Below are 25,003 nucleotides of genomic sequence, written 5' to 3' on the forward strand. Positions count from 1 at the left end.
GCTGTAGACGCCAATCAGCGCCAGCGGCGGGTGGGCCGGGTTGATCAGCGGCCCCAGCACATTAAACAGGGTGCGGGTCTTGAGCTGCTGGCGTACCGGCATGGCGTGGCGGAACCCGGTGTGGTACTTCGGCGCAAAGAGGAAGCAGACCCCCAGCTCGTCCAGCGCGGTACGCGACTTGTCCGCGTTCATATCGAGATTGATGCCGAACGCCGCCAGCAGATCCGACGAGCCGGAGCGGCTTGAGACGCTGCGGTTGCCGTGCTTCGCCACCTTCAGGCCGCAGGCGGCGGCAACAAAGGCGCTGGCGGTAGAGATATTGATACTGTTGCTGCCGTCGCCGCCGGTGCCAACGATATCGGCAAAGGCATAATCCGGACGCGGGAAAGGCGCGGCGTTCTCCAGCAGGGCAGTAGCCGCCCCGGCGATCTCGTTCGGATGCTCGCCGCGGATCTTCATGCTCACCAGGGCTGCCGCCAGCTGCTCTGGCTTCAGCTCGCCGCGCACCACCGCCGAGAAGAGCTGGTGGCTCTCCTGCTGGCTGAGCGTTTGCGCCTGGTAGAGTTTCTCCAGGATCGGTTGCAGGGTGTTGCTCTGCGCCAGCTTCTGCTGCGCCCAGGCCAGGGTCTGCTCCAGCAGGCGCGCACCCTGAGTGGTCAGAATAGACTCCGGATGAAACTGGAAGCCGCAGACGCGATCCGCGTCGTGGCGCACCGCCATCACCATGCCGTTGAAGTGGGCGTTGATGGTCAGCCCGGCCGGCACGTTGCTGCCCACCAGCGAGTGATAGCGCGCAACCGGCAGCGGGTTACTTAGCCCGGCAAACATCGCCTGGCCGTCGTGTTCGATGTTCGACGCTTTACCGTGCAGGATCTCGCCCGCCTGGCCAACGTAGCCGCCGTAGGCTTCAACAATCGCCTGATGGCCGAGGCAGATACCAATGATCGGCAGCTTGCCGCGCATGCGGGTCAACAGCTCGGGCATACAGCCCGCCTCGGAGGGCGCGCCTGGGCCCGGAGAGAGCATCAGGACTGGGTTTTCCATGGTCGCCAGGCGGTCGATCAGCGTCTGAGCAGGCACATGGTTGCGGTAGATCACCACGTTGTGGCCGCTGGCGCGCAGCTGATCGGCAAGGTTATAGGTAAAAGAATCAATATTATCGAGCAGCAGAATGTCAGCCATCAGAACGTCTCCTGTGCGTGGTGTGCGGTGGCAATGGCGCGCAGGACCGCGCGGGCTTTATTGCGGGTTTCATCGGCTTCAGACTGCGGAACAGAGTCCAGCACTACGCCAGCCCCTGCCTGGACGGTGGCGACACCGTTTTCAACGTAGGCGGAGCGGATCACGATGCAGGTATCCAGGTCACCGTGGGCGGTGAAGTAGCCCACCGCGCCGCCGTAGCTGCCGCGACGGGTGCCTTCTGCCTGAGCGATGAGCTGCATGGCGCGAACCTTTGGCGCGCCGCTCAGGGTGCCCATGTTCATACACGCCCGGTAGGCGTGGAGCACGTCGAGATCGTTGCGCAGCTCACCCACCACGCGGGAGACCAGGTGCATCACAAACGAGTAGCGATCGACCTTGGTCAGGTCGGCAACGTAGCGGCTGCCTGGGGTACAGATGCGGGCCAGATCGTTGCGGGCGAGATCGACCAGCATCAGGTGTTCAGAAAGCTCTTTATGGTCGGTGCGCATCTCCAGCTCGATGCGGCTGTCGAGATCGCGATCCAGTGAGCCGTCGGCCCGGCGACCGCGCGGGCGCGTCCCGGCGATGGGGTAGATTTCAATCTGGCGCGATTGCGCATCATACTTCAGCGAGCTTTCAGGCGATGCGCCGAACAGGGTAAAGTCATTATCCTGCATAAAGAACATGTAGGGGCTGGGGTTGCTCTTCTTCAGCACGTCATAAGCCGCCAGCGGCGACGGGCAGGGCAGCGAGAAGCGGCGGGACGGCACCACCTGGAAAATCTCCCCGGCGCGAATGGCTTTTTGCATCTCACGTACGACCGCACCAAACTCCTCATCGCTCTGGTTGCATTCGCAGCGCATGGACGCCACCGTCTCTACCGGCAGCGGCGCGGGAGGCAGACTGAGCTGCTGGCGAAGCTCGGCGATGCGCTGGGTCAGGCGCTGCTGTTCAGCCTCGGAAGGGGTAAAGAGGCTCGCCTGGATGCGAGTCTGCTGCTGCTGATGATCGATAACCAGCAGGGTTTCGGCCAGGTAGAAGCAGAAGTCCGGGCAGCCATTCTCTTGCGCCAACGCAGGCAGATCCTCAAAACCGGCTACCAGGTCGTAGGCGAAGAGACCGCCGAAGAACATGGCCTCTCGCTCTTCGGCCGGAACGGTAACCAGCTCCTGAAGCAGGCGAAAAGCATCGAAAACTGACAGGGAGCAGAGGCGAGCGTCCTCGTCCAGCAGGTTGCTGACCGGCGGAAAATGCAGAACACGGCCATCCGGGCGAGCGATATTCTCGACGCCAGCGGGCAGGGCAGCGTCCAGCAGCGGCAGCAGCGACGCGCCGTTTGCCGTCAGTGCCTGAATAGTGACAGTGTCACCTAAAGCGGTAATGCGCAGCGCGCTATCGACCAGCAGCAGGCTCTTGAGGTCATCCTTGCTGTCGATATCGGCAGATTCCAGCAGCAGCGTTGCCGGACGATCGGCGCACAGCTGATGAAACAGGGCGGTCGGGTTCTCCCGGTACGCGGCGTGGTCTGTGAGAAGCTGAAGTGCAGGTTTTGGCATTGGCATAGTCATTCTCATCCGATCGTTATTCTGTTCAAAAAAAAGCCCGCTCAGTTGGCGGGCCGGGGTATCTGTCTGCTTAAGGCAAACGCTCGCTCACCGCCCGTTTTCAGGAGGAGTGCCACCAGCGGATAAGCGTAGAATGTTTGAACATTTTCAGATACCTCGTTGTGTGAACTTGCGTACTAGTTAACTGGTTCATGCGAATAAAGTCAACCCCTGATTTCAGAATTTGCGGCGTAACCGTTATGATAGGGCGCTAAATGAGATACACCCTACGGGAGCCGCTTTGAGCGACACGAATTACGCCATTATTTACGACCTTCACTCTCACACCCTGGCCTCAGACGGCTTGCTCTCCCCGGAAGAATTGGTCCACCGCGCGGTTGAGATGCGTATAGGCACGCTGGCGATCACCGATCACGATACCACTTCAGCTATTCCCGCTGCCCGGGCTGAGATTGCGCGCGCAGGACTGGATCTGATGCTGATTAACGGCGTGGAGATCTCTACCCTATGGGAGAATCATGAGATCCACATTGTCGGTCTGAATATCGACATTGAGCATCCGGCGATGGTGACGCTGCTTGAGGAGCAGAAGGCCCGACGGCAGGCGCGCGCCATGCAGATTGGCGAGCGCCTCGAGAAGGCCCACGTCCCCGGCGCGTGGGAAGGGGCGCTGCGCCTTGCCAACGGCGGAGCGGTAACCCGTGGCCACTTTGCCCGCTTCCTTGTTGAGAGCGGAAAAGCCAGCGACGTGGCGGGGGTGTTTAAAAAGTATCTCGCGCGCGGTAAAACCGGATACGTTCCGCCACAGTGGTGTACAATAAAACAAGCTATTGATGTGATTCATCATTCTGGCGGCAAGGCGGTAGTGGCCCATCCTGGACGCTACGACCTGAGCGCTAAATGGCTGAAAAGGCTGCTGGCACACTTTGCCGAACAGGGCGGTGATGCGATGGAGGTCGCGCAATGCCAGCAGGCGCCCAACGAGCGCACCCAGCTTGCTGCGTATGCGCAGCAGTTTGGTCTCATGGCGTCGCAGGGGTCGGACTTTCATCAGCCCTGCCCATGGATTGAACTGGGCCGCAAACTGTGGCTACCCGCAGGCGTGGAAGCGGTATGGCAGCTGTGGGAACAGCCTCAACATAATGAGAGGGAAGTATGAGTCAGTTTTTTTATGTGCATCCGGACAACCCCCAGCCGCGTCTGATTAACCAGGCGGTGGAGATTGTGCGTAAGGGCGGGGTGATCGTCTATCCCACCGACTCCGGCTACGCGCTGGGGTGTAAAATCGAAGACAAAGGGGCGATGGAGCGTATCTCCCGCATTCGTCAACTGCCCGACGGCCACAACTTTACCCTGGTGTGCCGGGATCTCTCCGAGCTGTCGACCTATGCCTTTGTCGACAACGTGGCCTTCCGCCTGATTAAGAACAATACGCCGGGCAACTACACCTTCATCCTTAAGGGGACGAAAGAGGTGCCGCGCCGCCTGTTACAGGAGAAGCGTAAAACTATCGGCCTGCGCGTGCCGTCCAACCCCATCGCTCTGGCTTTGCTGGAGACCCTGGGCGAGCCGATGCTCTCTACCTCGCTGATGCTCCCCGGCAGCGACTTCACCGAGTCCGATCCGGAAGAGATCAAAGATCGTCTGGAGAAGCACGTGGACCTCATTATTCACGGCGGCTACCTCGGACAGCAGCCTACTACGGTGGTCGATCTGACCGATGATTCGCCGGAAGTGATCCGCGAAGGCGTAGGCGATGTGACCCCCTTCCTGTAGGAGTCAGCACGATGATAAAAGGAAACGGCAGGCTTGCCCTGCCCGCAGGGCTGCTTTTGGCGCTGTTTATGCTGATCGGCTGTAGCGTGAGTTCGCCGCGGCTGCCTGAAACGGAGAAGATCGGCTACTTCAAGGTCGGGGATAATGCGTTGCTGGCCCGTGGCGAGGAGTATACCTACTCCTTTAGCGGGGCGAGCACCCGCAGCCTGTACGATCGCTGGCTGACGCTTAAGCGCGACTACGGTGACGCAGTGCGCGGTATGACGGTCAACTTTGAGGCCAATGACGACAAGGTCAACGCCCAGTACAACACCTTTATCCGCGTAGATCGGCTTAAACCGGGACAAAAAGAGACGTTGCAGCGTGACTATAGCGCCCAGCCGACCGCTAACCCGCAGGAGTTAGTCGTGACGTTCCAGGCCAGTGGCTACTCTGGCCTGTCACGCAACTACATAATGGATGACGGCTACGTTAAGCTCGACCCGCCGGTAACCGTCAGCATTAACGATAAAACCCGGGGTGTAAACCCGCTCTGGATCCCGCTGATGATACCCGCCTTTCCCTTTATCATGGCCTACGGCTGCGCTACCGGGCGCTGCATCTGACTGATGCGCCCCAGTGTTTAAAAATTAACCTGGGGCGCTACAGTATTTCATCTAAAATTCGTGTAGTATGTGCGCCCAAGAAATAGAGTGTCCTTTGCACCTATCCAGACGCCTGTGAAGGCGACACCTGAAGGAACCGCCATGAGCGAGAAATTACAAAAAGTGCTGGCCCGCGCTGGCCACGGCTCCCGCCGTGAAATTGAAGCGATCATTGCAGCCGGGCGCGTCAGCGTCGACGGTAAAATCGCTACCCTGGGCGACCGCGTTGAGGTGATCCCGGGCCTGAAAATTCGTATCGACGGCCATCTTATCTCTGTTAAAGAGTCCGTCGAGCAGATCTGCCGCGTGCTGGCCTACTATAAACCAGAAGGTGAACTCTGTACCCGTAACGATCCGGAAGGGCGTCCGACGGTGTTCGATCGCCTGCCAAAGCTGCGCGGGGCGCGCTGGATTGCCGTCGGCCGTCTGGACGTGAACACCTGCGGTCTGCTGCTGTTCACCACCGACGGTGAGCTGGCGAACCGCCTGATGCACCCGAGTCGTGAAGTAGAGCGTGAATACGCCGTGCGCGTGTTTGGCCAGGTTGAAGAGAACAAGATCCGCGATCTCTCTCGTGGCGTGCAGCTGGAGGATGGTCCGGCAGCGTTTAAAACCATTAAGTTCAGCGGCGGTGAGGGTATCAACCAGTGGTACAACGTCACGCTGACCGAAGGGCGTAACCGCGAAGTGCGTCGCCTGTGGGAAGCCGTTGGCGTGCAGGTGAGCCGTCTTATTCGCGTGCGCTACGGTGACATTCTGCTGCCGAAAGGGCTGCCGCGCGGGGGCTATACCGAACTGGATCTGGCCCAGACTAATTATCTGCGCGAGCTGGTAGAGTTAACGCCGGAAACCGAATCCAAGGTGGCGGTTGAGAAAGACCGACGCCGCATGAAGGCGAATCAGATCCGCCGGGCGGTTAAACGCCACAGCCAGACCGGCAGCGCACGTCCCGCCAGCGGACGCCCTGCAAGCGGCAACCGTCGTTCCAGCACCCGCAACAGCAAAGCATAAAATAAGGGGCCTCGGCCCCTTTTTTATTTAATAATCTATGCCAATCTGCGCCTTCACGCCCGCGTCGAAGGCGTGCTTGACCGGGCGCAGCTCGCTCACCGTATCGGCCAGCTCAAGAATATCCCGATGGCAGCCGCGGCCGGTAATGATGACCGTCTGCTGGGCCGGACGCTCGCGCAGGGCGTTGAGCACCGTCTCTAAAGGCAGATAGTCATAGGCCACCATATAGGTGAGCTCGTCCAGGACCACCATATCCAACGTCTCATCGGCCAGCATCCGCTGGGCATGCTCCCACACGGCCAGACAGGCGGCGGTATCGGACTCGCGATTCTGGGTGTCCCAGGTAAAGCCCGTCGCCATCACCTGAAACTCCACGCCGTGCGGCTCCAGCAGGTTGCGCTCGCCGTTGGGCCAGGTGCCTTTAATAAACTGGATCACGCCGACGTTTTTGCCGTGGCCCACCGCACGGGTCACGGTGCCAAAGGCGGCGGTCGTTTTGCCTTTGCCGTTGCCGGTAAAGACGATAATAATCCCGCGTTCGTCCTGGGCGGCGGCAACGCGCGCATCAACGCGATCCTTCACCCGCTGCTGTCGTTGCTGGTAACGTTCTTCACTCATTGCGCTATTCCCGGTTTGCGTCCAGGCTGAGCATCAAAGCTCATGCCGGTTTTGCGACGGCTGTCATCACCCATCAGCCACAGGTAGAGCGGCATGATATCAGCCGGGGTCTTTAATTTTTGTGGGTCTTCCGACGGAAATGCACTGGCGCGCATTTTTGTCCGCGTACCGCCAGGATTAATGCAGTTAACCCGCAGGTGTTTGCTCTGATACTCCTCGGCCAGCACCTGCATCATGCCTTCGGTGGCAAATTTGGAGACCGCATAAGCCCCCCAGCCAGCGCGTCCCTGACGGCCTACGCTTGAGGAGGTGAACACCAGCGAGCCGGCTTCCGATTTGAGTAATAAAGGAAGAAGTGCCTGGGTTAAATAGAAGGTGGCGTTGACGTTGATCTGCATCACCTGCTCCCAGACGTCAGGCTTCTGCTCATCCATCGGGCAGATATCCCCCAGCATCCCCGCGTTATGCAGTACGCCATCGAGGCGAGGAACCGCAGCCTCAATCTGTGCGGCCAGCTGCTGGCACTGCTCAGGCGTGCAGGTGGCTAAGTCCAGCGTATACCAGCGGGCGGTTTTACCTCCCAACTGCTCAATGCGCTGGGCCGCGGCGCGCAGCTTCTCTTCATTTCTGCCGAGCAGGATCACTTTTGCGCCGTAGCGGGCGTAGGTCAGGGCGGCCTCCAGGCCAATACCGTCGCTGGCACCGGTCACCAGAATAATGCGGTTCTCTAATAAATCTCGTTTTGGCTGGTAGTGCACGGTTTCTCCTTTGCGCTCTCGTTCATCCAGGCGTCGTTTCACAGGATCGGGTCTTGAGGGCTTTATGCCTTAATCTGCCGCTTAATTCAATCATCAAGCTCCCGCAATCGCGCTTTGAACCTTTTCAAGTTCTTACAGAGTAAAAAAATCAGCAGGATGGCATGTAACTTCGCACGACGGCAGAAGACGATGCGGACGGGGTCATGTACACTGGCCTTTACGTTGAGTGGTTTAACCAAGGTGGTACGCGTGGAATTACTATCTGAATACGGGTTGTTTTTAGCCAAGATTGTGACGGTGGTGATTGCCATTGCCGTCGTGGCGATGCTTATCGTTAACCTGACGCAGCGCAAACGCCAGCGCGGGGAACTGCGCGTCACAAACCTGAGCGAGCAGTATAAAGAGATGCAGGAGGAGCTTTCCGTCTCTCTGCTCGATACGCACCGGCAGAAGCTCTGGCATAAGGCGCAGAAGAAGCGCGTGAAGCAGGAGGCCAAAGAGGCGAAGGCCAGCGCGAAGCTTGGCGTACCGGCAGTCTCCAGCAAAGCGCGTGCGTACGTGCTGGATTTCAAAGGCAGTATGGATGCGCATGAGGTCAGCAGCCTGCGGGAGGAGATCACCGCCGTACTTACCGTTGCTAAACCTGAAGACCGCGTGGTGCTGCGTCTCGAAAGCCCTGGCGGCGTGGTTCACGGCTACGGTCTGGCATCGTCCCAGCTGCAACGCCTGCGCGATAAGAACATTCCGCTCACCGTCGCCGTGGATAAAGTGGCTGCCAGCGGTGGCTATATGATGGCCTGCGTGGCGGACAAGATTGTGGCCGCACCCTTTGCGATTGTGGGTTCCATCGGCGTTGTGGCGCAGATCCCCAACCTGAACCGCTTTCTGAAAAGCAAAGATATCGATATTGAATTGCATACTGCTGGTCAATATAAGCGCACCTTAACGCTGCTTGGAGAGAACACCGAAGAGGGGCGGCAGAAGTTTCGTGAAAGCCTGAACGAAACGCACGATCTCTTTAAATCCTTTGTTAAGCAGATGCGTCCTTCCTTAGATATTGAGTCCGTGGCTACCGGTGAACACTGGTACGGCGTACAGGCCCAGGAGAAGGGGCTGGTGGATGAGGTAGGGACCAGCGACGAGCTGCTGCTTGGCCTGATCAAGGAGTTCGAGGTGATCGGTATTCGCTACACCCGCCGCAAAAAATTAATGGATCGCTTTACCAGCAGCGCGGCAGAGAGCGCCGACCGGCTGCTGCTGCGCTGGTGGCAGCGGGGTGAGAAGCCGCTGCTGTAAACAACGGTAGTAGATGGGCGAGGCGTAATGCCTCGCTCTGTTTATTCCGCCAGCGTATATTTTTCTGACAGTACGTGGGCAAGATGTTTAAACATATTAAACACCGCCGTACTCTTCGCCGTAGGCAGACCCTGTTCATCAAGAAAATAGTCGCCGCTGAAAATCAGAATGCCGTTACGTTCGGTGACGTTGGTGGCTTCTATACCCTGCACATAATCCTCATGCTCGCGGATAATTTCATTCGCTTTCGCCAGCAGTGACTGACGATCGATCGGTAGAACTGACTCTTGCATAGTTACCTCCATAAACGTTGTCGATATTCTACGTCCAGGGGGACAAATGGGGCAAATTTTCCCTGTTATCAAGAGGGCTTTTACCCCATTCCACCGTTGGCGCGATCCGTTTTTGCATGCTAATAAAGTTGCGTAACAAATTTTATCAGGTAGAGTGTGCGCTTTCGTCAATCTGGCAACAGATTTGCTTGACATTCGACCTTAAGTTCGTCGTTCTCATCCCCTCAGGCGCGGAAAAACCTGTTAACTCAGTCACCTGGAAGTCTTAATTTCAGCGTCTGGTTATGAAAAGGGGTTGATATCCCGTGACGTCGCCGCTATATCTGAGGCACGTCGCCAGGGGATGGTGAGTCAACGTGCGGCGTATTCCTGGAAGAATCAAATTAGGTAAAGGTGAATATGGGTAAAGCTCTCGTTATCGTTGAGTCCCCGGCAAAAGCCAAAACGATCAATAAGTATCTGGGTAGTGACTACGTGGTTAAGTCCAGCGTCGGTCATATCCGCGATTTGCCGACCAGTGGCTCAGCCGCCAAAAAGAGCGCTGACTCTGCCTCCACCAAAACGGCTAAGAAGCCCAAAAAGGATGAACGTGGCGCGCTGGTCAATCGTATGGGCGTCGACCCATGGCACGACTGGGATGCGCGCTATGAAGTGCTCCCCGGCAAAGAGAAAGTGGTCTCTGAGCTGAAATCGCTGGCCGAAAAAGCCGATCACATCTATCTCGCAACCGACCTTGACCGCGAAGGGGAAGCCATTGCCTGGCACCTGCGGGAGGTGATCGGGGGCGATGAGACGCGCTATAGCCGCGTCGTGTTTAATGAAATTACCAAGAATGCGATCCGTCAGGCTTTCGAAAAGCCGGGCGAGCTGAATATCGACCGTGTTAATGCCCAGCAGGCGCGTCGCTTTATGGACCGCGTCGTTGGCTACATGGTCTCGCCGCTGCTGTGGAAAAAAATCGCCCGTGGACTCTCTGCCGGACGCGTGCAGTCGGTTGCCGTGCGGCTGGTGGTGGAGCGTGAGCGCGAAATCAAAGCCTTCGTGCCGGAAGAGTACTGGGAAGTAGACGCCAACGTCGCGACCCCCGCCGGTGACTCTCTGGCGCTGCAGGTGACACACCAGCAGGACAAACCGTTCCGCCCGGTTAACCGCGAGCAGACCATGTCGGCGGTTAGCCTGCTGGAGAAGGCCCGCTACACCGTAGCCGATCGGGAAGATAAGCCGACCAGCAGCAAGCCGGGCGCGCCGTTTATCACCTCGACGCTACAGCAGGCAGCCAGCACCCGTCTCGGCTTCGGCGTAAAGAAAACCATGATGATGGCCCAGCGTCTCTATGAGGCAGGCCACATTACCTATATGCGTACCGACTCAACCAACCTGAGCCAGGACGCGGTGAACATGGCCCGCAGCTATATTACCGAAAACTTCGGTAAGAAATATCTGCCGGAGAGCCCGATCCAGTACTCCAGCAAGGAGAACTCGCAGGAGGCGCACGAAGCGATTCGTCCGTCTGACGTTGCGGTGGTAGCCGAGTCGCTGAAGGATATGGAAAACGACGCGCAGAAGCTCTACCAGCTGATCTGGCGGCAGTTTGTTGCCTGCCAGATGACGCCGGCCCAGTACGACTCGACGACGCTGACCGTGGAAGCGAGCGAGTTCCGCCTGAAGGCGCGCGGTCGCACGCTGCGCTTTGACGGCTGGACCAAAGTGATGCCTGCGCTACGTAAAAATGATGAAGATCGCACCCTGCCGCCGGTCAACAAGGGCGACGTGGTGTCGCTGATCGAGCTGACTCCGGCCCAGCACTTTACCAAGCCGCCTGCACGCTTTAGCGAGGCCTCGCTGGTTAAAGAGCTGGAAAAACGCGGCATTGGCCGCCCGTCTACCTATGCGTCGATCATCTCGACTATTCAGGATCGCGGCTACGTGCGGGTTGAAAACCGTCGTTTCTACGCCGAGAAGATGGGGGAGATCGTTACCGATCGTCTGGAAGAGAACTTCCGCGAGCTAATGAACTACGACTTCACCGCGCAGATGGAAGACAGCCTCGACCAGGTGGCGAATCACGAAACCGAATGGAAAGGTGTGCTGGACAACTTCTTTAGCGACTTTACCAAGCAGCTGGAGAAAGCCGAGCAGGATCCGGAGGAGGGCGGCATGCGCCCGAATCAGATGGTGCTGACCAGCATCGACTGCCCGACCTGCGGTCGAAAAATGGGCATTCGCACAGCGAGCACCGGCGTCTTCCTCGGCTGTTCAGGCTATGCGCTGCCGCCGAAAGAGCGCTGCAAAACCACTATCAACCTGGTACCGGAGAACGAGGTTCTCAACGTGCTGGAGGGTGACGATGCCGAAACCAACGCCCTGCGTGCAAAACGCCGCTGCGTGAAGTGCGGCACGGCGATGGACAGCTACCTGATCGATCCGAAACGCAAGCTGCACGTGTGCGGTAACAACCCCACCTGCGACGGGTACGAGATCGAAGAGGGCGAGTTCCGCATCAAGGGTTACGACGGTCCGATCGTCGAGTGCGAGAAGTGTGGTTCTGAAATGCACCTGAAGATGGGGCGTTTCGGTAAATACATGGCCTGCACCAACGACGACTGTAAAAACACGCGTAAGATCCTGCGTAACGGTGAAGTTGCACCGCCGAAGGAAGATCCGGTTCCGCTGCCGGAGCTGCCGTGCGAGAAGTCAGATGCTTACTTCGTGCTGCGTGACGGTGCGGCCGGGGTCTTCCTGGCGGCGAACACCTTCCCGAAATCGCGCGAAACCCGTGCGCCGCTGGTGGAAGAGCTGTACCGCTTCCGCGATCGTCTGCCGGAGAAGCTGCGCTACCTGGCCGATGCGCCGCAGCAGGATCCTGCCGGAAACAAGACCATGGTCCGCTTTAGCCGCAAGACCAAGCAGCAGTACGTTGCTTCAGAGAAAGAGGGGAAGGCCACCGGCTGGTCCGCCTTCTTTATTGATGGTAAATGGGTAGAAGCTAAAAAGTAAGCCTGCAAAAATCTCTTCAAGGGCCGGTTATCCGGCCCTTTCTTATAACCGTCATTATTAATTTTTGAACATATCTATACACTGTAGATATAAATGATATAGTGGTTATAGCTATTTCCTCTCTTATTATTAAATCGTCTTAGACGATGTCGTGTGCGCAAAATCGGATGGTCCGTCATGAAACTACAGCAGCTTCGCTATATTGTTGAGGTGGTCAACCATAACCTTAACGTCTCCTCTACTGCCGAAGGGCTCTACACATCCCAGCCGGGGATCAGTAAGCAGGTGCGTATGCTGGAGGACGAACTGGGGATCCAGATTTTTGCCCGCAGCGGTAAGCATCTTACTCAGGTTACGCCTGCCGGGCAGGAGATCATCCGCATCGCCCGCGAGGTGCTCTCCAAGGTAGAAGCGATAAAATCGGTCGCCGGCGAGCACACCTGGCCAGATAAGGGATCGCTGTACGTAGCGACCACCCATACCCAGGCCCGCTACGCGCTGCCAAACGTGATCAAAGGCTTTATTGAGCGCTACCCGCGCGTATCCCTGCATATGCATCAGGGATCGCCCACGCAGATTGCTGAAGCAGTATCTAAGGGCAACGCGGACTTTGCCATCGCTACCGAAGCGCTGCATCTCTATGACGATCTGGTGATGCTGCCGTGTTACCACTGGAACCGCTCTATCGTTGTTACGCCGGACCATCCGCTGGCGGGCAAGCAGTCGGTGAGCATTGAAGAGCTGGCCCAATACCCGCTGGTGACCTATACCTTTGGCTTTACCGGCCGCTCCGAGCTGGACACTGCGTTTAACCGTGCTGGCCTGACGCCGCGCATTGTCTTTACCGCTACCGATGCCGACGTGATCAAAACCTACGTTCGTCTTGGGCTGGGGGTAGGGGTGATCGCCAGCATGGCGGTGGATCCTATTTCCGACCCGGATCTGGTCAAGCTGGATGCGCAGGGCGTGTTTAGCCATAGCACAACAAAGATCGGTTTCCGCCGCAGCACGTTTTTACGCAGCTACATGTATGACTTTATCCAGCGCTTCGCTCCGCATCTTACCCGTGACGTTGTTGATACCGCTGTCGCGCTGCGTTCGAATGAGGATATCGAAGCGATGTTCCACGACATTAAACTGCCGGAAAAATAGCAGAAGGGCGACAAAAGTAGTCGCTAACGTGGCGCAGCGCAAATTACCTTCTACAATAGTCTCTTCGCGATCATAACATCGAATATTTCACTCGAAATGATTCGTAAATTCGCTGGATTTTAGGCTAAAGTTTCTTTAGGATTTGTCCTATGTAATGATTACTTAAACCTATTGTTCGGTGTCAATATGATAAGCGATGTCGATTGTGCGAGGTTAGCAATGCCTGCAGGAAGTGATGAGCCGCAAAGGGATCCCGCGCTGAAGCGTAAAGCATGGCTGGCGGTCTTTCTGGGTTCGGCCTTCTTCTGGGCAGTTGTGGCACTGGTTATCTGGAAATTTTGGGGTTAAGCCAATGGCAATTACCGAGCGGTTAAATCCGGTTCAGGACCGCTGCCGGTCCCCTAAACACACCTGTCAGGGTGAACGTGAGACCGCGGTGCAGATCCCAGCCAGCTGGCAGCTCACGGCCGCGCAGAAAGCGTTTATTGACTCTTTCGCTGACGATAAGCCAAAAAAATAGCGGTTAACCTGTCCTGATGAAACCTCGCCCCGGCGGGGTTTTTTGCTCTCTAATGCCCTGAAATGTGCGCTATTTAGCTATTTGGGTTGTTATCAAAACGTTACGGCATGTTTGTGTTATCTTTAATACAGACCCTGATACCAGTCAGGGTATCGATACTCTGTATTAGGAGGAGCTTATGTCGTCTACCCTACGCGAAGCCAGTAAGGACACGTTGCAGGCAGAGAACAAAACCTGGCACTATTACAGTCTGCCGCTGGCCGCAAAGGCGCTTGGGGATATTTCCCGCTTACCCAAGTCACTCAAAGTATTGCTGGAAAACCTTCTGCGCTGGCAGGATGAGGATTCCGTCACCGAAGAGGATATTCGTGCGCTGGCCGGGTGGCTCCAGTCCGCCCACGCCGATCGTGAGATCGCCTATCGCCCGGCAAGGGTGCTCATGCAGGACTTCACCGGCGTGCCTGCCGTGGTCGACCTGGCCGCCATGCGCGAAGCAGTTAAACGCCTCGGCGGCGATACCGCAAAAGTTAACCCTCTCTCTCCCGTTGATCTGGTGATCGACCACTCCGTTACCGTGGATCACTTCGGTGACGATGATGCTTTTGAAGAGAACGTCCGTCTGGAGATGGAGCGTAACCACGAACGCTACCAGTTTCTGCGCTGGGGCCAGCAGGCATTCAGCCGCTTCAGCGTGGTTCCACCAGGAACCGGCATCTGCCATCAGGTAAACCTTGAGTACCTGGGAAAGGCGGTCTGGAGCGAACTGCAGGATAAAGAGTGGGTGGCCTATCCGGATACGCTGGTGGGCACCGACTCGCATACCACTATGATTAACGGCCTTGGCGTATTGGGCTGGGGCGTTGGCGGTATAGAAGCGGAGGCCGCCATGCTGGGCCAGCCGGTCTCTATGCTGATCCCCGACGTGGTCGGCTTTAAGCTGACCGGCAAGCTTAATGAAGGCATTACCGCCACCGATCTGGTGCTGACCGTGACCCAGATGCTGCGTAAGCACGGCGTGGTAGGTAAATTCGTTGAGTTTTATGGCGACGGCCTCGATCACCTCCCGCTGGCGGATCGCGCGACTATCGCTAATATGGCCCCGGAGTATGGCGCAACCTGCGGCTTCTTCCCTATCGATGACGTCACCCTCAACTACATGCGCCTGAGCGGCCGCAGCGAAGAGCAGGTGGCTCTGGTGGAGGCCTATACCAAAGCGCAGGGGATGTGGCGCAATCCGGGCGATGAGCCGGTCTTTACCAGCACTCTCGAACTTAATATGGCTGACGTTGAGGCCAGCGTCGCCGGGCCGAAACGCCCTCAGGACCGCGTGCTGCTTAGCGAAGTGCCGAAGGCATTTGCCGCTAGTTCAGAGCTGGAGCTGAACCACTCACAGAAAGATCGCCAGGCGGTAGAGTATTCGCTGAACGGGCATCAATATCAGCTGCCGGACGGGGCGGTGGTTATCGCGGCGATCACCTCCTGTACCAACACCTCTAACCCAAGCGTGCTGATGGCGGCGGGTCTGCTGGCGAAAAAAGCTGTGCAGCTGGGGCTGAAACGCCAGCCGTGGGTGAAAGCCTCGTTGGCACCCGGCTCAAAGGTGGTCTCAGACTATCTCGCTCAGGCCAGACTCACTCCCTGGCTGGATGAGCTGGGCTTCAACCTGGTGGGCTACGGCTGCACCACCTGTATCGGTAACTCCGGACCGCTGCCCGATCCCATCGAGCAGGCCATTAAGAAAGGGGACTTGACCGTCGGGGCAGTGCTCTCCGGTAACCGAAACTTTGAGGGACGTATTCATCCGCTGGTTAAGACCAACTGGCTGGCATCGCCGCCGCTGGTGGTGGCCTATGCCCTGGCGGGGAATATGAATATCAACCTGGCTACCGATCCCATCGGCAATGACCGGAAGGGCGATCCGGTCTACTTGAAGGATATCTGGCCCTCGGGCAGTGAAATTGCCCGCGCCGTAGAGCATGTATCAACCGACATGTTCCGCAAAGAGTATGCCGAGGTGTTTGAAGGTACCGACGAGTGGAAGTCGATTCAGGTAGAGCACTCTGATACCTATGGCTGGCAGGATGACTCGACCTACATCCGTCTGTCACCGTTCTTTGACGAGATGCTGGCCACGCCGAAGCAGGTAGAAGATATCCACGGGGCGCGGATCCTGGCGATGTTGGGTGACTCCGTCACCACCGACCACATCTCGCCGGCGGGCAGCATCAAGCCGGACAGCCCGGCGGGACGCTACCTGCAGGGGCACGGCGTTGAGCGTCGGGACTTCAACTCATACGGTTCACGCCGGGGTAACCACGAGGTAATGATGCGTGGCACCTTCGCTAACATCCGTATTCGTAACGAAATGGTGCCGGGTATAGAGGGCGGGATGACCCGGCATCTGCCGGGCAGTGAAGTTATCTCTATCTACGACGCGGCCATGCGTTACCAGAAAGAGGGGACGCCGCTGGCAGTCATTGCCGGGAAAGAGTATGGGTCAGGCTCCAGCCGCGACTGGGCCGCTAAAGGGCCGCGCCTGCTGGGCATCCGCGTCGTGATTGCCGAGTCGTTCGAGCGTATTCACCGCTCGAATTTAATCGGGATGGGGATCCTGCCGCTTGAGTTTCCGCAGGGCGTCACGCGTAAGACGCTGGCGTTGACGGGGGAGGAGAAGATCGATGTGGAAAATCTGACGCAGCTTAAGCCGGGAGCGACGATTCCGGTGCGGCTGACCCGTGCGGACGGTAGCCAGGAGACGATTGATTGCCGCTGTCGAATTGATACCGGCACCGAGCTAACCTACTACCAGAACGACGGCATCCTGCACTACGTGATCCGTAATATGCTGTAAATCAGCCATGCCCGGCTTACATAATCATGTAGGCCGGGTAAGGCGAATGCCGCCACCCGGCGTTTCCTGCCACCAATTATCCCAGCAGATGACCCATCTTGGCCGCTTTGGTATCGAGGTAGTGCTCGTTGTTGGGGTTACGCCCGACGATCAGCGCCACGCGCTCAACGATATTAATCCCGGCCTCGGTGAGGATCTCTACCTTACGCGGGTTATTGGTTAACAGCCGCACCTCATCCACACCCAGCAGCTTGAACATGTCCGCACACAACGTGAAGTCGCGCTCGTCGGCGGCAAAGCCCAGCTGATGGTTGGCTTCAACGGTATCAAAGCCCTGATCCTGTAGCGCGTAGGCGCGAATTTTATTCAGCAGACCAATGTTGCGTCCCTCCTGGCGATGATACAGAAGGATACCGCGACCCTCTTCAGCGATGTGGGAGAGGGCGGCCTCAAGCTGAAAACCGCAGTCGCAGCGCAGGCTGAACAGGGCATCACCGGTCAGGCACTCTGAATGGACGCGGGCAAGTACCGGCGTCTGGCCAGAGATGTCGCCATAAACCAGGGCAACGTGATCCTGTCCGGTTGCCAGTTCTTCAAATCCCACCATCAGGAAGTCGCCCCAGGGGGTCGGCAGTTTGGCTTCTGCCACACGTTTAAGCTGCATGTGATTCTCCAGATTAAGCTGGCACTTTCTGTGCCCATAGCCTTCAGGCTTTCTATCTGCGTCTATTTTGCCACAAGGCGCGCCACTTCACTAATCGCCACCGTGACTTACAAAGATTAAGCGCACAAATCCGTCAAATCCGCCGAACATGTTATTTTTCAGTTATTATTGTGTGTCTTAACTTAAAGGGAAAGAAAATGCTCTCAATCGCAAGGCGAATTGCCGCCGGAACAGGACTTCTGCTCATTATGCCACTGCTGGTGTGGCTCTTCGGCTGGCATTGGCAGCCTGGCGGCCACAGCGGCTGGCTTAAAGTGCTCTACTGGGTCACCGAAACGGTTACTCAGCCGTGGGGCATTATTACTCACGTCATATTGTGCGGCTGGTTTTTGTGGTGTCTACGCTTTCGCCTGAAGGCAGCGTTAATGCTTTTTGCGATCCTTGGTGGGGCAATCGTCATTGGTCAGGGAGTAAAATCCTGGGTTAAAACCCAGGCCCAGGAGCCACGTCCCTTCGTTGTCTGGCTTGAAAAATCTCACCAAATTCCGGTAGATAAGTTCTACACTTTAAAGCGTAATGAACGCGGCGCGCTGGTCCAGGAGCAGCTTACCGAGCAGGACAACGTGCCAGATTTTTTACGTAAGCACTGGCAGAAAGAGACCGGCTTTGCCTTCCCCTCCGGCCACACGATGTTCGCCGCTAGCTGGGCGCTGTTGGGGGTAGGTCTGCTGTGGCCTCGCCGTCGGACGGTAACCATCGTCGTGCTGATGGTATGGGCCGTGCTGGTGATGGGGAGCCGGCTGCTGCTGGGCATGCACTGGCCGCAGGATCTGGCGGTTGCCACGCTCATCTCTGGCATTCTTGTTACCCTGGCGACCTGGCTTGCGCAGCGTCTTTGCGGGCCGCTCACGCCACCGGTTAAAGAGGATATAGAGATAGCTCAACGGGAAGAGAAAAATGAGTAAAGCCGTCTGAACGTTGAATTTCTGCTTTTTGGCCTTACATCATCTGGATGTCACGGTTTTCCATTTCGTCCGCTGCGCGAAAATGGTAGTTTATAAGGCTGGATGCAGCAGTTTGAACAGAATTTATTCGCCCTAAGCCACATAACGGGAAGTAATGTGAAATATCTACTCATTTTCTTACTGGTGTTAGCAATCTTTGTCGTTTCCGTCACGCTGGGTGCGCAAAACGATCAACAGGTGACGTTCAATTTCCTGCTGGCGCAGGGGGAGTACCGTATCTCTACGCTGCTGGCGGTCCTGTTTGCAGCGGGCTTTGCTATCGGCTGGCTGATCTGCGGTCTTTTCTGGCTGCGCGTGCGGGTCTCTCTGGCGCGGGCAGAGCGTAAGATTAAACGTCTCGAACAGCAAATCGCCCCTGCAACGACGGCCCCTGTAACGACGGCCCCTGCAACGAATAGCGTTCCGGTAACGACCGCTACGACTCCGGCCGTCAAGGAATAACAGGCTATGCTGGAGCTGTTGTTTCTGCTGTTACCTGTAGCAGCCGCCTACGGCTGGTATATGGGCCGCAGAAGTGCGCAACAAACAAAGCAGGATGAGGCCAACCGGCTGTCACGTGATTACGTCGCCGGCGTCAACTTCCTGCTCAGTAACCAACAGGACAAGGCGGTTGATCTGTTCCTCGACATGCTTAAAGAGGATACCGGCACCGTTGAGGCGCATCTTACCCTGGGCAACCTGTTCCGCTCCCGGGGCGAGGTAGATCGCGCCATTCGCATCCATCAAACCCTGATGGAGAGCGCTTCCCTCTCCTACGATCAGCGCCTGCTGGCGGTGCAGCAGCTTGGACGCGACTACATGGCCGCTGGCATGTACGATCGTGCCGAAGATATGTTCAACCAGCTGGTGGACGAAACCGATTTTCGCATCGGGGCGCTACAGCAGCTTCTGCAGATCTACCAGGCCACCAGCGAGTGGCAAAAGGCGATCGACGTGGCCGAGCGGCTGGTTAAGCTGGGTAAAGATAAACAGCGTGGCGAAATTGCCCATTTTTACTGCGAGCTTGCGCTACAGCAGATGGGCAACGACGATATGGATCGCGCGATGGCGCTGCTGAAGAAAGGCGCTGCTGCCGACCGCTCCAGCCCACGCGTCTCCATTATGATGGGGCGCGTGCTGATGGCGAAAGGCGACTACGCTAAAGCGGTAGAAAGCCTGCTGCGGGTGATCGACCAGGATAAAGAGCTGGTCAGCGAAACCCTGGAGATGCTGCAAACCTGCTATCTGCAGCTGGGCAAAACCGAGGAGTGGGCCGAGTTTCTCACCCGCTGCGTTGAAGAGAACGTCGGTGCGACTGCCGATCTGATGCTGGCAGAAATTATCGATCGGAACGAAGGTCAGGATCAGGCCCAGGTGGCGGTAACCCGCCAGCTGCAGCGTCACCCGACGATGCGCGTTTTCCATAAGCTGATGGATTACCATCTTCACGATGCTGAAGAGGGGCGGGCAAAAGAGAGCCTGATGGCGCTGCGTGACATGGTGGGAGAACAGATCCGCAGCAAGCCGCGCTACCGCTGTCAGAAGTGTGGTTTTACGGCCTACACCATGTACTGGCACTGTCCCTCCTGTCGTGCATGGTCAACGGTGAAGCCAATTCGCGGTCTCGACGGCCAGTAATTTAAAAAAAGATCCTCTTTAGTTACAACATACTTTTATAACCTCTTCTCAGAACAAGCACCGAGCCAACCAGGTCAGTCAGCGAAAAATGCGCCCTGTCAATTTTTCGCGCTCGCAGTTAGAATGCTGCCCGTTTATTCCGTTTGCGCCCGCGCGTGCTCATCAACAAGAAGGTCTGGTCATGACGTCTACTGCTTCATCTTCTTCCCCATCTCTGTGCCACTCTCCCGTTGTTGTCGCCCTGGACTATGCCAGCCGCGATCTCGCCCTGGAGTTTGTCGATCGCATTAATCCCACCGACTGCCGTCTGAAGGTAGGCAAAGAGATGTTTACCCGTTTCGGGCCGCAGTTTGTGCGCGATCTTCACCAGCGCGGCTTCGAGGTGTTTCTCGATCTGAAGTTTCATGACATTCCCAATACCGCTGCTCATGCGGTAGCCGCCGCAGCCGATCTCGGCGTCTGGATGGTCAATGTCCATGCCTCCGGCGGCGCGCGCATGATGAGCGCAGCCCGTGAGGCGCTGGTGCCGTTTGGCAAAGACGCGCCGCTGCTTATTGCCGTTACGGTGTTGACCAGCATGGAAGCCAGCGATCTGCTTGACCTGGGCATCACCAGCACGCCTGCCGAGCACGCCGAGCGCCTGGCGCGCCTGACGAAGCAGTGTGGTCTGGATGGCGTTGTCTGCTCTGCACAAGAGGCGGTGCGCTTCAAGAGCGTGCTGGGGCACGAATTTAAGCTGGTGACGCCAGGGATCCGCCCTGAAGGCAGCGAGGTGGGCGATCAGCGCCGCATCATGACCCCGCAGCAGGCGCTGGTAGCGGGGGTGGACTATATGGTTATCGGTCGGCCGGTGACCCAGTCTGCCGATCCTGCCCAGACCCTTAACGCTATTAACGCGTCGCTAAACGTGGGGGCGTAATGAAAGAGAGCAACAGCCGTTTAGTCTATTCTACTGAAACCGGGCGTATCGATGAGCCAAAAGCGGCCCCTGAACGGCCAAAAGGCGATGGCATTGTGCGTATTCAGCGGCAAACCAGCGGACGTAAAGGTAAAGGCGTCTGCCTGATTACCGGCGTTGAGGGCGATGATGAATCCCTGAATAAGCTGGCAGCCGAGCTGAAAAAGAAGTGTGGATGCGGCGGATCGGTGAAAGAGGGCGTCATTGAAATTCAGGGTGACAAGCGCGATCTGCTTAAAACATTACTTGAAGCCAAAGGAATGAAGGTGAAACTGGCGGGTGGCTAATGCCCAATAAATAAGCCACGGCGTTTGCCGTGGCCTTATATCTGTACTGCGTAATTCAGATCTGCAAGAAAGTATTATGGCGTTACCAGAACGCTTTATTCGTTCTTTTAAAGACCTGCTACGTCGTATAATTAATCGACCTGATGACCGATAATCCCGCCTACCGCTGCGCCACCCAGGGTACCCAGGGTGCTGCCATCGGTTAAGACTGAGCCACCGATTGCACCTGCGCCGGCACCGATAGCGGTGTTACGATCGCGTTTGGACCAGTTTGAACATGCGCTCAGAGACATTGCCAGTGTGACAGCCAGTACGACAGTTGCCGCTTTTTTGCTCGATAACATCATAATACTTTCTCCTGAAATTTCGATTCACGGAAAGAAATCTCTTTAAGTATAGTGCGGTTATGACACACTAAAGTCTTTTTCCGTAAATTATGTTACACAGTTGTTACTGGAAACCGCGCCTCAGCGAGGCGAGTGATAGTTACATCCTGTTATATCGCTGAACATAATTTTACTTCTTGCCCGTCAGGCAGACAGGTAAAAAGTCTTAATTGAACCGTCAGAAAAGTCTCATAGATGAGGGAGATAGCCCACTTTCATGGGCTAAAAAAGCGTTAGCGCGTGCGGGGGGATTTGACGATATCGACATGCACGCCAGCCTGCTCCAGCTCGCGCTGTGTAGCAGGGTTAAGCCTGTCATCGGTGATCACTCTGTTAAAAGGGTTATTTTGACCAAGCGGGTAGGGGTGAACCGCGCCAAACTTTGAGCTATCGGTCAGCACAATGGCTTCACATCCCTTCTCGAGCACGGCGTTTACGACGTCGGCGCGCATCATATCCCGCCCGGTAAAACCGGTCTCAGGCTGCCAGCCATCTATGCCAATAAAGGCCTTACTGAAGTGTACCTGGGCAATATACTGGCGCGTCAGTGGGCCTACCATGCTCTCGCTTTTTTTCTGGTAGATGCCGCCAAGCAGGATCACCTCACAGGGCGTCTCTTTCAGTAGATGGGCAATATAGCTGCTCACCGTAATAATAGTGATATCTTTTTGCTCTGCGAGGGTACGCGCCAGCAGCGCATTGCTGCTGCCGTTTTCAATAAATATCGTTTCCCCCGGCTCTACCGTAGAAGCAGCAAATTCCGCCAGCTCGCGCTTAAGGGCAAAATTATTAAGCATCCGGGTTTCTACATCGTCGCTTTCCAGCGGCACGGCGTAGCCGTGGGTACGACGCAAATAGCTCTGCTTCTCCAGCGTATTCAGATCCTGACGGATAGTGACTTCAGAAACGCCGGTTGTTCTAGCCAGGTCGGTTACGCTGACCCGGCCCTTATCAATTACCATCTGCAAAATAGTTTGTTGTCGGGAATTCATTGCGATTAAATTTCCCACGGCGTTTTAGGTGAATTTTGCCCTTGCGCCTGCTCTGCATCGTTCAGTGCCAGAAGCTCTGCCTTGAGAATTTCAAGATTATGAATGGCAGAGTGATAATCACCGGCAACCAGAATATCGAGCACGGTATCAATGCGTCCTGCCAGTTGCTTTGCGTCGATGTCAGCCATCATGTCACTCCTGATTGAAAAGGTAATAAATTTTATGATGCAAAAAATAGTGTAAAAAGAGAAGGAGAAAAAAATAAATCTCAAAAAAGCATAAGCAACCGAAATAAAGTGATGGCTAACGCATTTTTCGCGTCAGATAACGCTTATACCAGCGCTCAAATGCAGCCGCAGGCATAGGCTTGGCAAAGTGAAATCCCTGGCGTTCGTTGACGCCGTTTTTCGTCAAAAAGGCATCCTCTTTGGCGCTCTCAACGCCCTCGGCTATCACCTGCAGGTTCAGCGCCTGTGCCACGGCGACGATGGCCCGTACCAACGACTGCGAGACGGAGTGCTTATGCACGTCGCGCACAAAGGACTGGTCGAGCTTGATGGCATCAATGGGGATGCGCGCCAGCTGCGACAGCGACGAGTAGCCGGTACCAAAATCATCGAGATGCACCTGTGCCCCCAGGGCGCTGAACTGCTCAATCACCGACAGGGCCAGCTCCTCGTTTTCAATCAGGCAGCTTTCGGTTAGCTCAACGTCGATTGGGCTGTATTCAAAATGCAGATCGTTAAGCGCCTGCCTGAGATCGCTGCAGAGTGTCTGGTCCGCCAGCTGACGTGCGGAGAGGTTCACCGCCACGCGCATGTTTAACCCCTTGTCTCGCCACTTAGCGACCTGCTGCAATACGTCGAGCATGATCCAGCGCCCCAGAGGGACGATCAGACCGGACTCCTCGGCATAGGAGATGAACTCGGTAGGGGCGAGAAGGCCACGCTCCGGGGACTGCCAGCGCACCAGCGCCTCCAGGCTGCGGATCTCCCCGCGCCATGTCACCTTGGGCTGGTAGTAGATCACCAGTTGATTATCGTCCAGCGCCTTGCGCAGGTTAGTGTCCAGCCACAGATACTCAAAGACGCGCTGGTTCATCTCTGGGGTAAACACGCAAAACTTACCCCGGCCGCTCTCTTTCGCCGTATACATGGCGGTATCGGCGTTGCGGATCACGCTCTCCCGGTCCTTACCGTGTTGGGGAGCCAGCGAAATGCCCAGCGAGCATCCCGAATGGACTTCAATAAGCCCGATGCGGAAGGGCTGGCGCAGACGGGTTAAGATCCTCGATGCCATCGCCTCCAGCGCGCCCTGCGAGGTTTTCGTCGCCAGCACGATAAATTCATCGCCCCCGAGCCTTGCCAGTACCTGGCCCTCGTCCAGACAGCTTAAAATGGCCAGCGCAACCGCCTGCAAAAGCTGATCGCCAAACATATGCCCGTAGGCGTCGTTTACCTTTTTGAAATTATCGAGATCGAGATAGACAATACCCACCTGGGTGTCACCCCGTTTCGCAATGGCGTCGCTCACAAGCTCGTTGATAGCATTGCGGTTAGGCAGACCGGTTACGGTGTCGGTATTTGCGAGCACGCGCAGACGCTCCTGGGCGCGACGCTCCTCAGTAATATCGGTCCCGGAGCAGATAAGAAATATTTCATTTTTACCGCTGCCGCTGTGGACGAATTTATTGCGGAAGAGAAACAGCCGCTGTCCTTTGCGCGTTTTAATCCAGCGCTCAGCTTCGTACGAGCTACCGCTAAGAAAAAAGTTAGCAATATTGCGTCGTGACGCGACGGCCTCTTTGCGGCTCATGAATAGGGTAAAAACGTTCTGGCCAATAACCTCTTTCTCGCGCATACCGGTATACTCTTCGCATAGCCGGTTAAAGCGCTGGATATTGCCATGGCGATCGAGAATAACAATCACCGAGTGGGCTTCAGAGACCACCTGTTCAGCAAAAGAGAAGCCCTGAGCGCTATCCCGGGTTACGGTAGAGGTATCGTTCCAGGAGGAGGCGGTGCCCGCCCACTCTGTATGACTGATTTTTCGGCCAACCAGGTGCAGGGGCACGTCGCTGCCCAACAGGGGTAGGGTAGTGGTCACGCTGGAGGTGATCACCGTCATGGCCCTGATCTGCTCGGCCTGCTCATCGTTAAGCGTTATCGTCTGGCTTATTTCGGCGTTTTCACTTGCGGCAAGCTGTAGCGCATTGCTGTCGGCTGAGAGTCGCCAGAATGGGCTACTTGAACCCAAATAGCGAAACAGCACACTTTGATCCAAATCCTCTTTCATGCTTCCTCCTGTCCTGCTGAACACGCTACGGTCACACATTTTAAGATCGACAAAGCCGCAAGGGTTATACCAGAACACGCTGTTTTTTCAGGCGATATTATAATATTTCTGCTTCA

24 protein-coding genes and 1 other annotated feature are annotated in these 25,003 nt (G+C 56.5%); of the genes, 14 read left to right on the forward strand and 10 right to left on the reverse strand.

The window, feature by feature from the left end:
- Nucleotides 1-1,182 (reverse strand): bifunctional anthranilate synthase glutamate amidotransferase component TrpG/anthranilate phosphoribosyltransferase TrpD (gene trpD / locus RTP97_RS01110; protein ID WP_312410091.1); only part of this gene is annotated, 1,182 nt, incomplete at its 3' end.
- Nucleotides 1,182-2,744 carry an anthranilate synthase component 1 gene (locus tag RTP97_RS01115; RefSeq protein ID WP_312410094.1) on the reverse strand — a complete coding sequence of 521 codons (1,563 nt, stop codon included), beginning with the start codon at nt 2,742-2,744 and terminating at the stop codon, nt 1,182-1,184. The genes RTP97_RS01115 and trpD, both read right to left, overlap by 1 nt.
- 30 nt (nt 2,745-2,774) lie before the next feature.
- Nucleotides 2,775-2,871 (reverse strand) — a sequence feature (Trp leader region).
- Between the two features lie 135 nt (nt 2,872-3,006).
- On the opposite strand from RTP97_RS01115, the gene rnm reads away from it, so the two are divergent.
- The 4 genes from rnm to rluB all read left to right on the forward strand — a co-directional run bounded on the left by rnm (nt 3,007) and on the right by rluB (nt 6,178).
- Nucleotides 3,007-3,906, forward strand: coding sequence for an RNase RNM (rnm, locus tag RTP97_RS01120; RefSeq protein WP_409455919.1), 900 nt, complete (start codon nt 3,007-3,009; stop codon nt 3,904-3,906).
- Complete coding sequence (locus RTP97_RS01125; RefSeq protein WP_312209522.1) at nt 3,903-4,523, forward strand: L-threonylcarbamoyladenylate synthase; 621 nt, start codon at nt 3,903-3,905, stop codon at nt 4,521-4,523. The genes rnm and RTP97_RS01125 overlap by 4 nt, the downstream gene beginning before the upstream one ends.
- An 11-nt stretch (nt 4,524-4,534) precedes the next feature.
- A complete protein-coding gene (locus RTP97_RS01130; protein WP_312410098.1) occupies nt 4,535-5,128 on the forward strand; it encodes a hypothetical protein in 594 nt (197 codons plus the stop codon).
- A gap of 141 nt (nt 5,129-5,269) precedes the next feature.
- Nucleotides 5,270-6,178: a 23S rRNA pseudouridine(2605) synthase RluB gene (gene rluB / locus RTP97_RS01135; RefSeq protein ID WP_103820023.1), complete on the forward strand. Its 909-nt coding sequence runs from the start codon at nt 5,270-5,272 to the stop codon at nt 6,176-6,178.
- A gap of 27 nt (nt 6,179-6,205) precedes the next feature.
- Here the strand turns inward: rluB and cobO are convergent, their stop codons facing one another.
- Nucleotides 6,206-6,796 carry a cob(I)yrinic acid a,c-diamide adenosyltransferase gene (cobO, locus tag RTP97_RS01140; protein ID WP_312410100.1) on the reverse strand — a complete coding sequence of 197 codons (591 nt, stop codon included), beginning with the start codon at nt 6,794-6,796 and terminating at the stop codon, nt 6,206-6,208.
- On the reverse strand, nt 6,793-7,554 hold the full coding sequence (locus RTP97_RS01145) for a YciK family oxidoreductase (protein WP_312410102.1): 762 nt from the start codon (nt 7,552-7,554) through the stop codon (nt 6,793-6,795). The genes cobO and RTP97_RS01145 overlap by 4 nt, the downstream gene beginning before the upstream one ends.
- A 249-nt stretch (nt 7,555-7,803) precedes the next feature.
- Here RTP97_RS01145 and sohB point away from each other — a divergent pair, with 249 nt between their 5' ends.
- Nucleotides 7,804-8,850, forward strand: a complete 1,047-nt coding sequence (sohB, locus tag RTP97_RS01150) for a protease SohB (protein WP_312410104.1) — start codon at nt 7,804-7,806, stop codon at nt 8,848-8,850.
- A gap of 41 nt (nt 8,851-8,891) precedes the next feature.
- Here the strand turns inward: sohB and RTP97_RS01155 are convergent, their stop codons facing one another.
- The gene (locus RTP97_RS01155) at nt 8,892-9,143 is read right to left on the reverse strand and encodes a YciN family protein (protein WP_042394314.1); all 252 of its coding nucleotides are present in this window, start codon (nt 9,141-9,143) and stop codon (nt 8,892-8,894) included.
- Nucleotides 9,144-9,542: 399 nt separating this feature from the next.
- Between RTP97_RS01155 and topA the strand changes: the two genes are divergently transcribed.
- The 4 genes from topA to acnA all read left to right on the forward strand — a co-directional run bounded on the left by topA (nt 9,543) and on the right by acnA (nt 16,663).
- Entirely contained in the window at nt 9,543-12,140 is a 2,598-nt protein-coding gene (topA, locus tag RTP97_RS01160) for a type I DNA topoisomerase (RefSeq protein WP_312410107.1), read from the forward strand.
- A gap of 177 nt (nt 12,141-12,317) precedes the next feature.
- Nucleotides 12,318-13,292 (forward strand): HTH-type transcriptional regulator CysB, encoded by a 975-nt coding sequence (gene cysB, locus RTP97_RS01165; RefSeq protein ID WP_042394307.1) that lies wholly within the window; start codon nt 12,318-12,320, stop codon nt 13,290-13,292.
- Between the two features lie 186 nt (nt 13,293-13,478).
- Nucleotides 13,479-13,640 (forward strand): YmiA family putative membrane protein, encoded by a 162-nt coding sequence (locus RTP97_RS01170; RefSeq protein ID WP_312410109.1) that lies wholly within the window; start codon nt 13,479-13,481, stop codon nt 13,638-13,640.
- 350 nt (nt 13,641-13,990) lie between these two features.
- Nucleotides 13,991-16,663, forward strand: a complete 2,673-nt coding sequence (gene acnA, locus RTP97_RS01175; protein WP_312410111.1) for an aconitate hydratase AcnA — start codon at nt 13,991-13,993, stop codon at nt 16,661-16,663.
- A gap of 76 nt (nt 16,664-16,739) precedes the next feature.
- On the opposite strand, the gene ribA is transcribed toward acnA, so the two are convergent.
- Nucleotides 16,740-17,327, reverse strand: coding sequence for a GTP cyclohydrolase II (ribA, locus tag RTP97_RS01180; protein ID WP_312209535.1), 588 nt, complete (start codon nt 17,325-17,327; stop codon nt 16,740-16,742).
- A 197-nt stretch (nt 17,328-17,524) separates the two neighbouring features.
- On the opposite strand from ribA, the gene pgpB reads away from it, so the two are divergent.
- From pgpB to yciH, 5 genes are all read left to right on the forward strand, one after another.
- The gene (pgpB, locus tag RTP97_RS01185; RefSeq protein ID WP_312410114.1) at nt 17,525-18,292 is read left to right on the forward strand and encodes a phosphatidylglycerophosphatase B; all 768 of its coding nucleotides are present in this window, start codon (nt 17,525-17,527) and stop codon (nt 18,290-18,292) included.
- Between the two features lie 156 nt (nt 18,293-18,448).
- Nucleotides 18,449-18,793, forward strand: a complete 345-nt coding sequence (locus tag RTP97_RS01190; RefSeq protein ID WP_312410117.1) for a LapA family protein — start codon at nt 18,449-18,451, stop codon at nt 18,791-18,793.
- A gap of 6 nt (nt 18,794-18,799) precedes the next feature.
- Nucleotides 18,800-19,969: a lipopolysaccharide assembly protein LapB gene (gene lapB / locus RTP97_RS01195; protein ID WP_312410120.1), complete on the forward strand. Its 1,170-nt coding sequence runs from the start codon at nt 18,800-18,802 to the stop codon at nt 19,967-19,969.
- 181 nt (nt 19,970-20,150) lie between these two features.
- A complete protein-coding gene (gene pyrF, locus RTP97_RS01200) occupies nt 20,151-20,888 on the forward strand; it encodes an orotidine-5'-phosphate decarboxylase (RefSeq protein WP_312410122.1) in 738 nt (245 codons plus the stop codon).
- On the forward strand, nt 20,888-21,214 hold the full coding sequence (gene yciH, locus RTP97_RS01205; protein ID WP_312410124.1) for a stress response translation initiation inhibitor YciH: 327 nt from the start codon (nt 20,888-20,890) through the stop codon (nt 21,212-21,214). Before pyrF ends, yciH begins: the two co-directional genes overlap by 1 nt.
- Nucleotides 21,215-21,345: 131 nt before the next feature.
- Here the strand turns inward: yciH and osmB are convergent, their stop codons facing one another.
- From osmB to pdeR, 4 genes are all read right to left on the reverse strand, one after another.
- On the reverse strand, nt 21,346-21,561 hold the full coding sequence (osmB, locus tag RTP97_RS01210) for an osmotically-inducible lipoprotein OsmB (protein WP_042394288.1): 216 nt from the start codon (nt 21,559-21,561) through the stop codon (nt 21,346-21,348).
- 272 nt (nt 21,562-21,833) lie between these two features.
- On the reverse strand, nt 21,834-22,592 hold the full coding sequence (locus RTP97_RS01215) for a DNA-binding transcriptional regulator YciT (protein WP_312410127.1): 759 nt from the start codon (nt 22,590-22,592) through the stop codon (nt 21,834-21,836).
- A 5-nt stretch (nt 22,593-22,597) separates the two neighbouring features.
- Entirely contained in the window at nt 22,598-22,780 is a 183-nt protein-coding gene (locus RTP97_RS01220) for a hypothetical protein (protein WP_312410129.1), read from the reverse strand.
- 115 nt (nt 22,781-22,895) lie between these two features.
- Nucleotides 22,896-24,887 (reverse strand): cyclic di-GMP phosphodiesterase, encoded by a 1,992-nt coding sequence (gene pdeR, locus RTP97_RS01225; RefSeq protein WP_312410132.1) that lies wholly within the window; start codon nt 24,885-24,887, stop codon nt 22,896-22,898.
- Between the last annotated feature and the right edge of the window lie 116 nt (nt 24,888-25,003).

The sequence above is a fragment of the Pseudescherichia sp. genome, from assembly GCF_031998825.1.
GTDB lineage: Bacteria > Pseudomonadota > Gammaproteobacteria > Enterobacterales > Enterobacteriaceae > Pseudescherichia.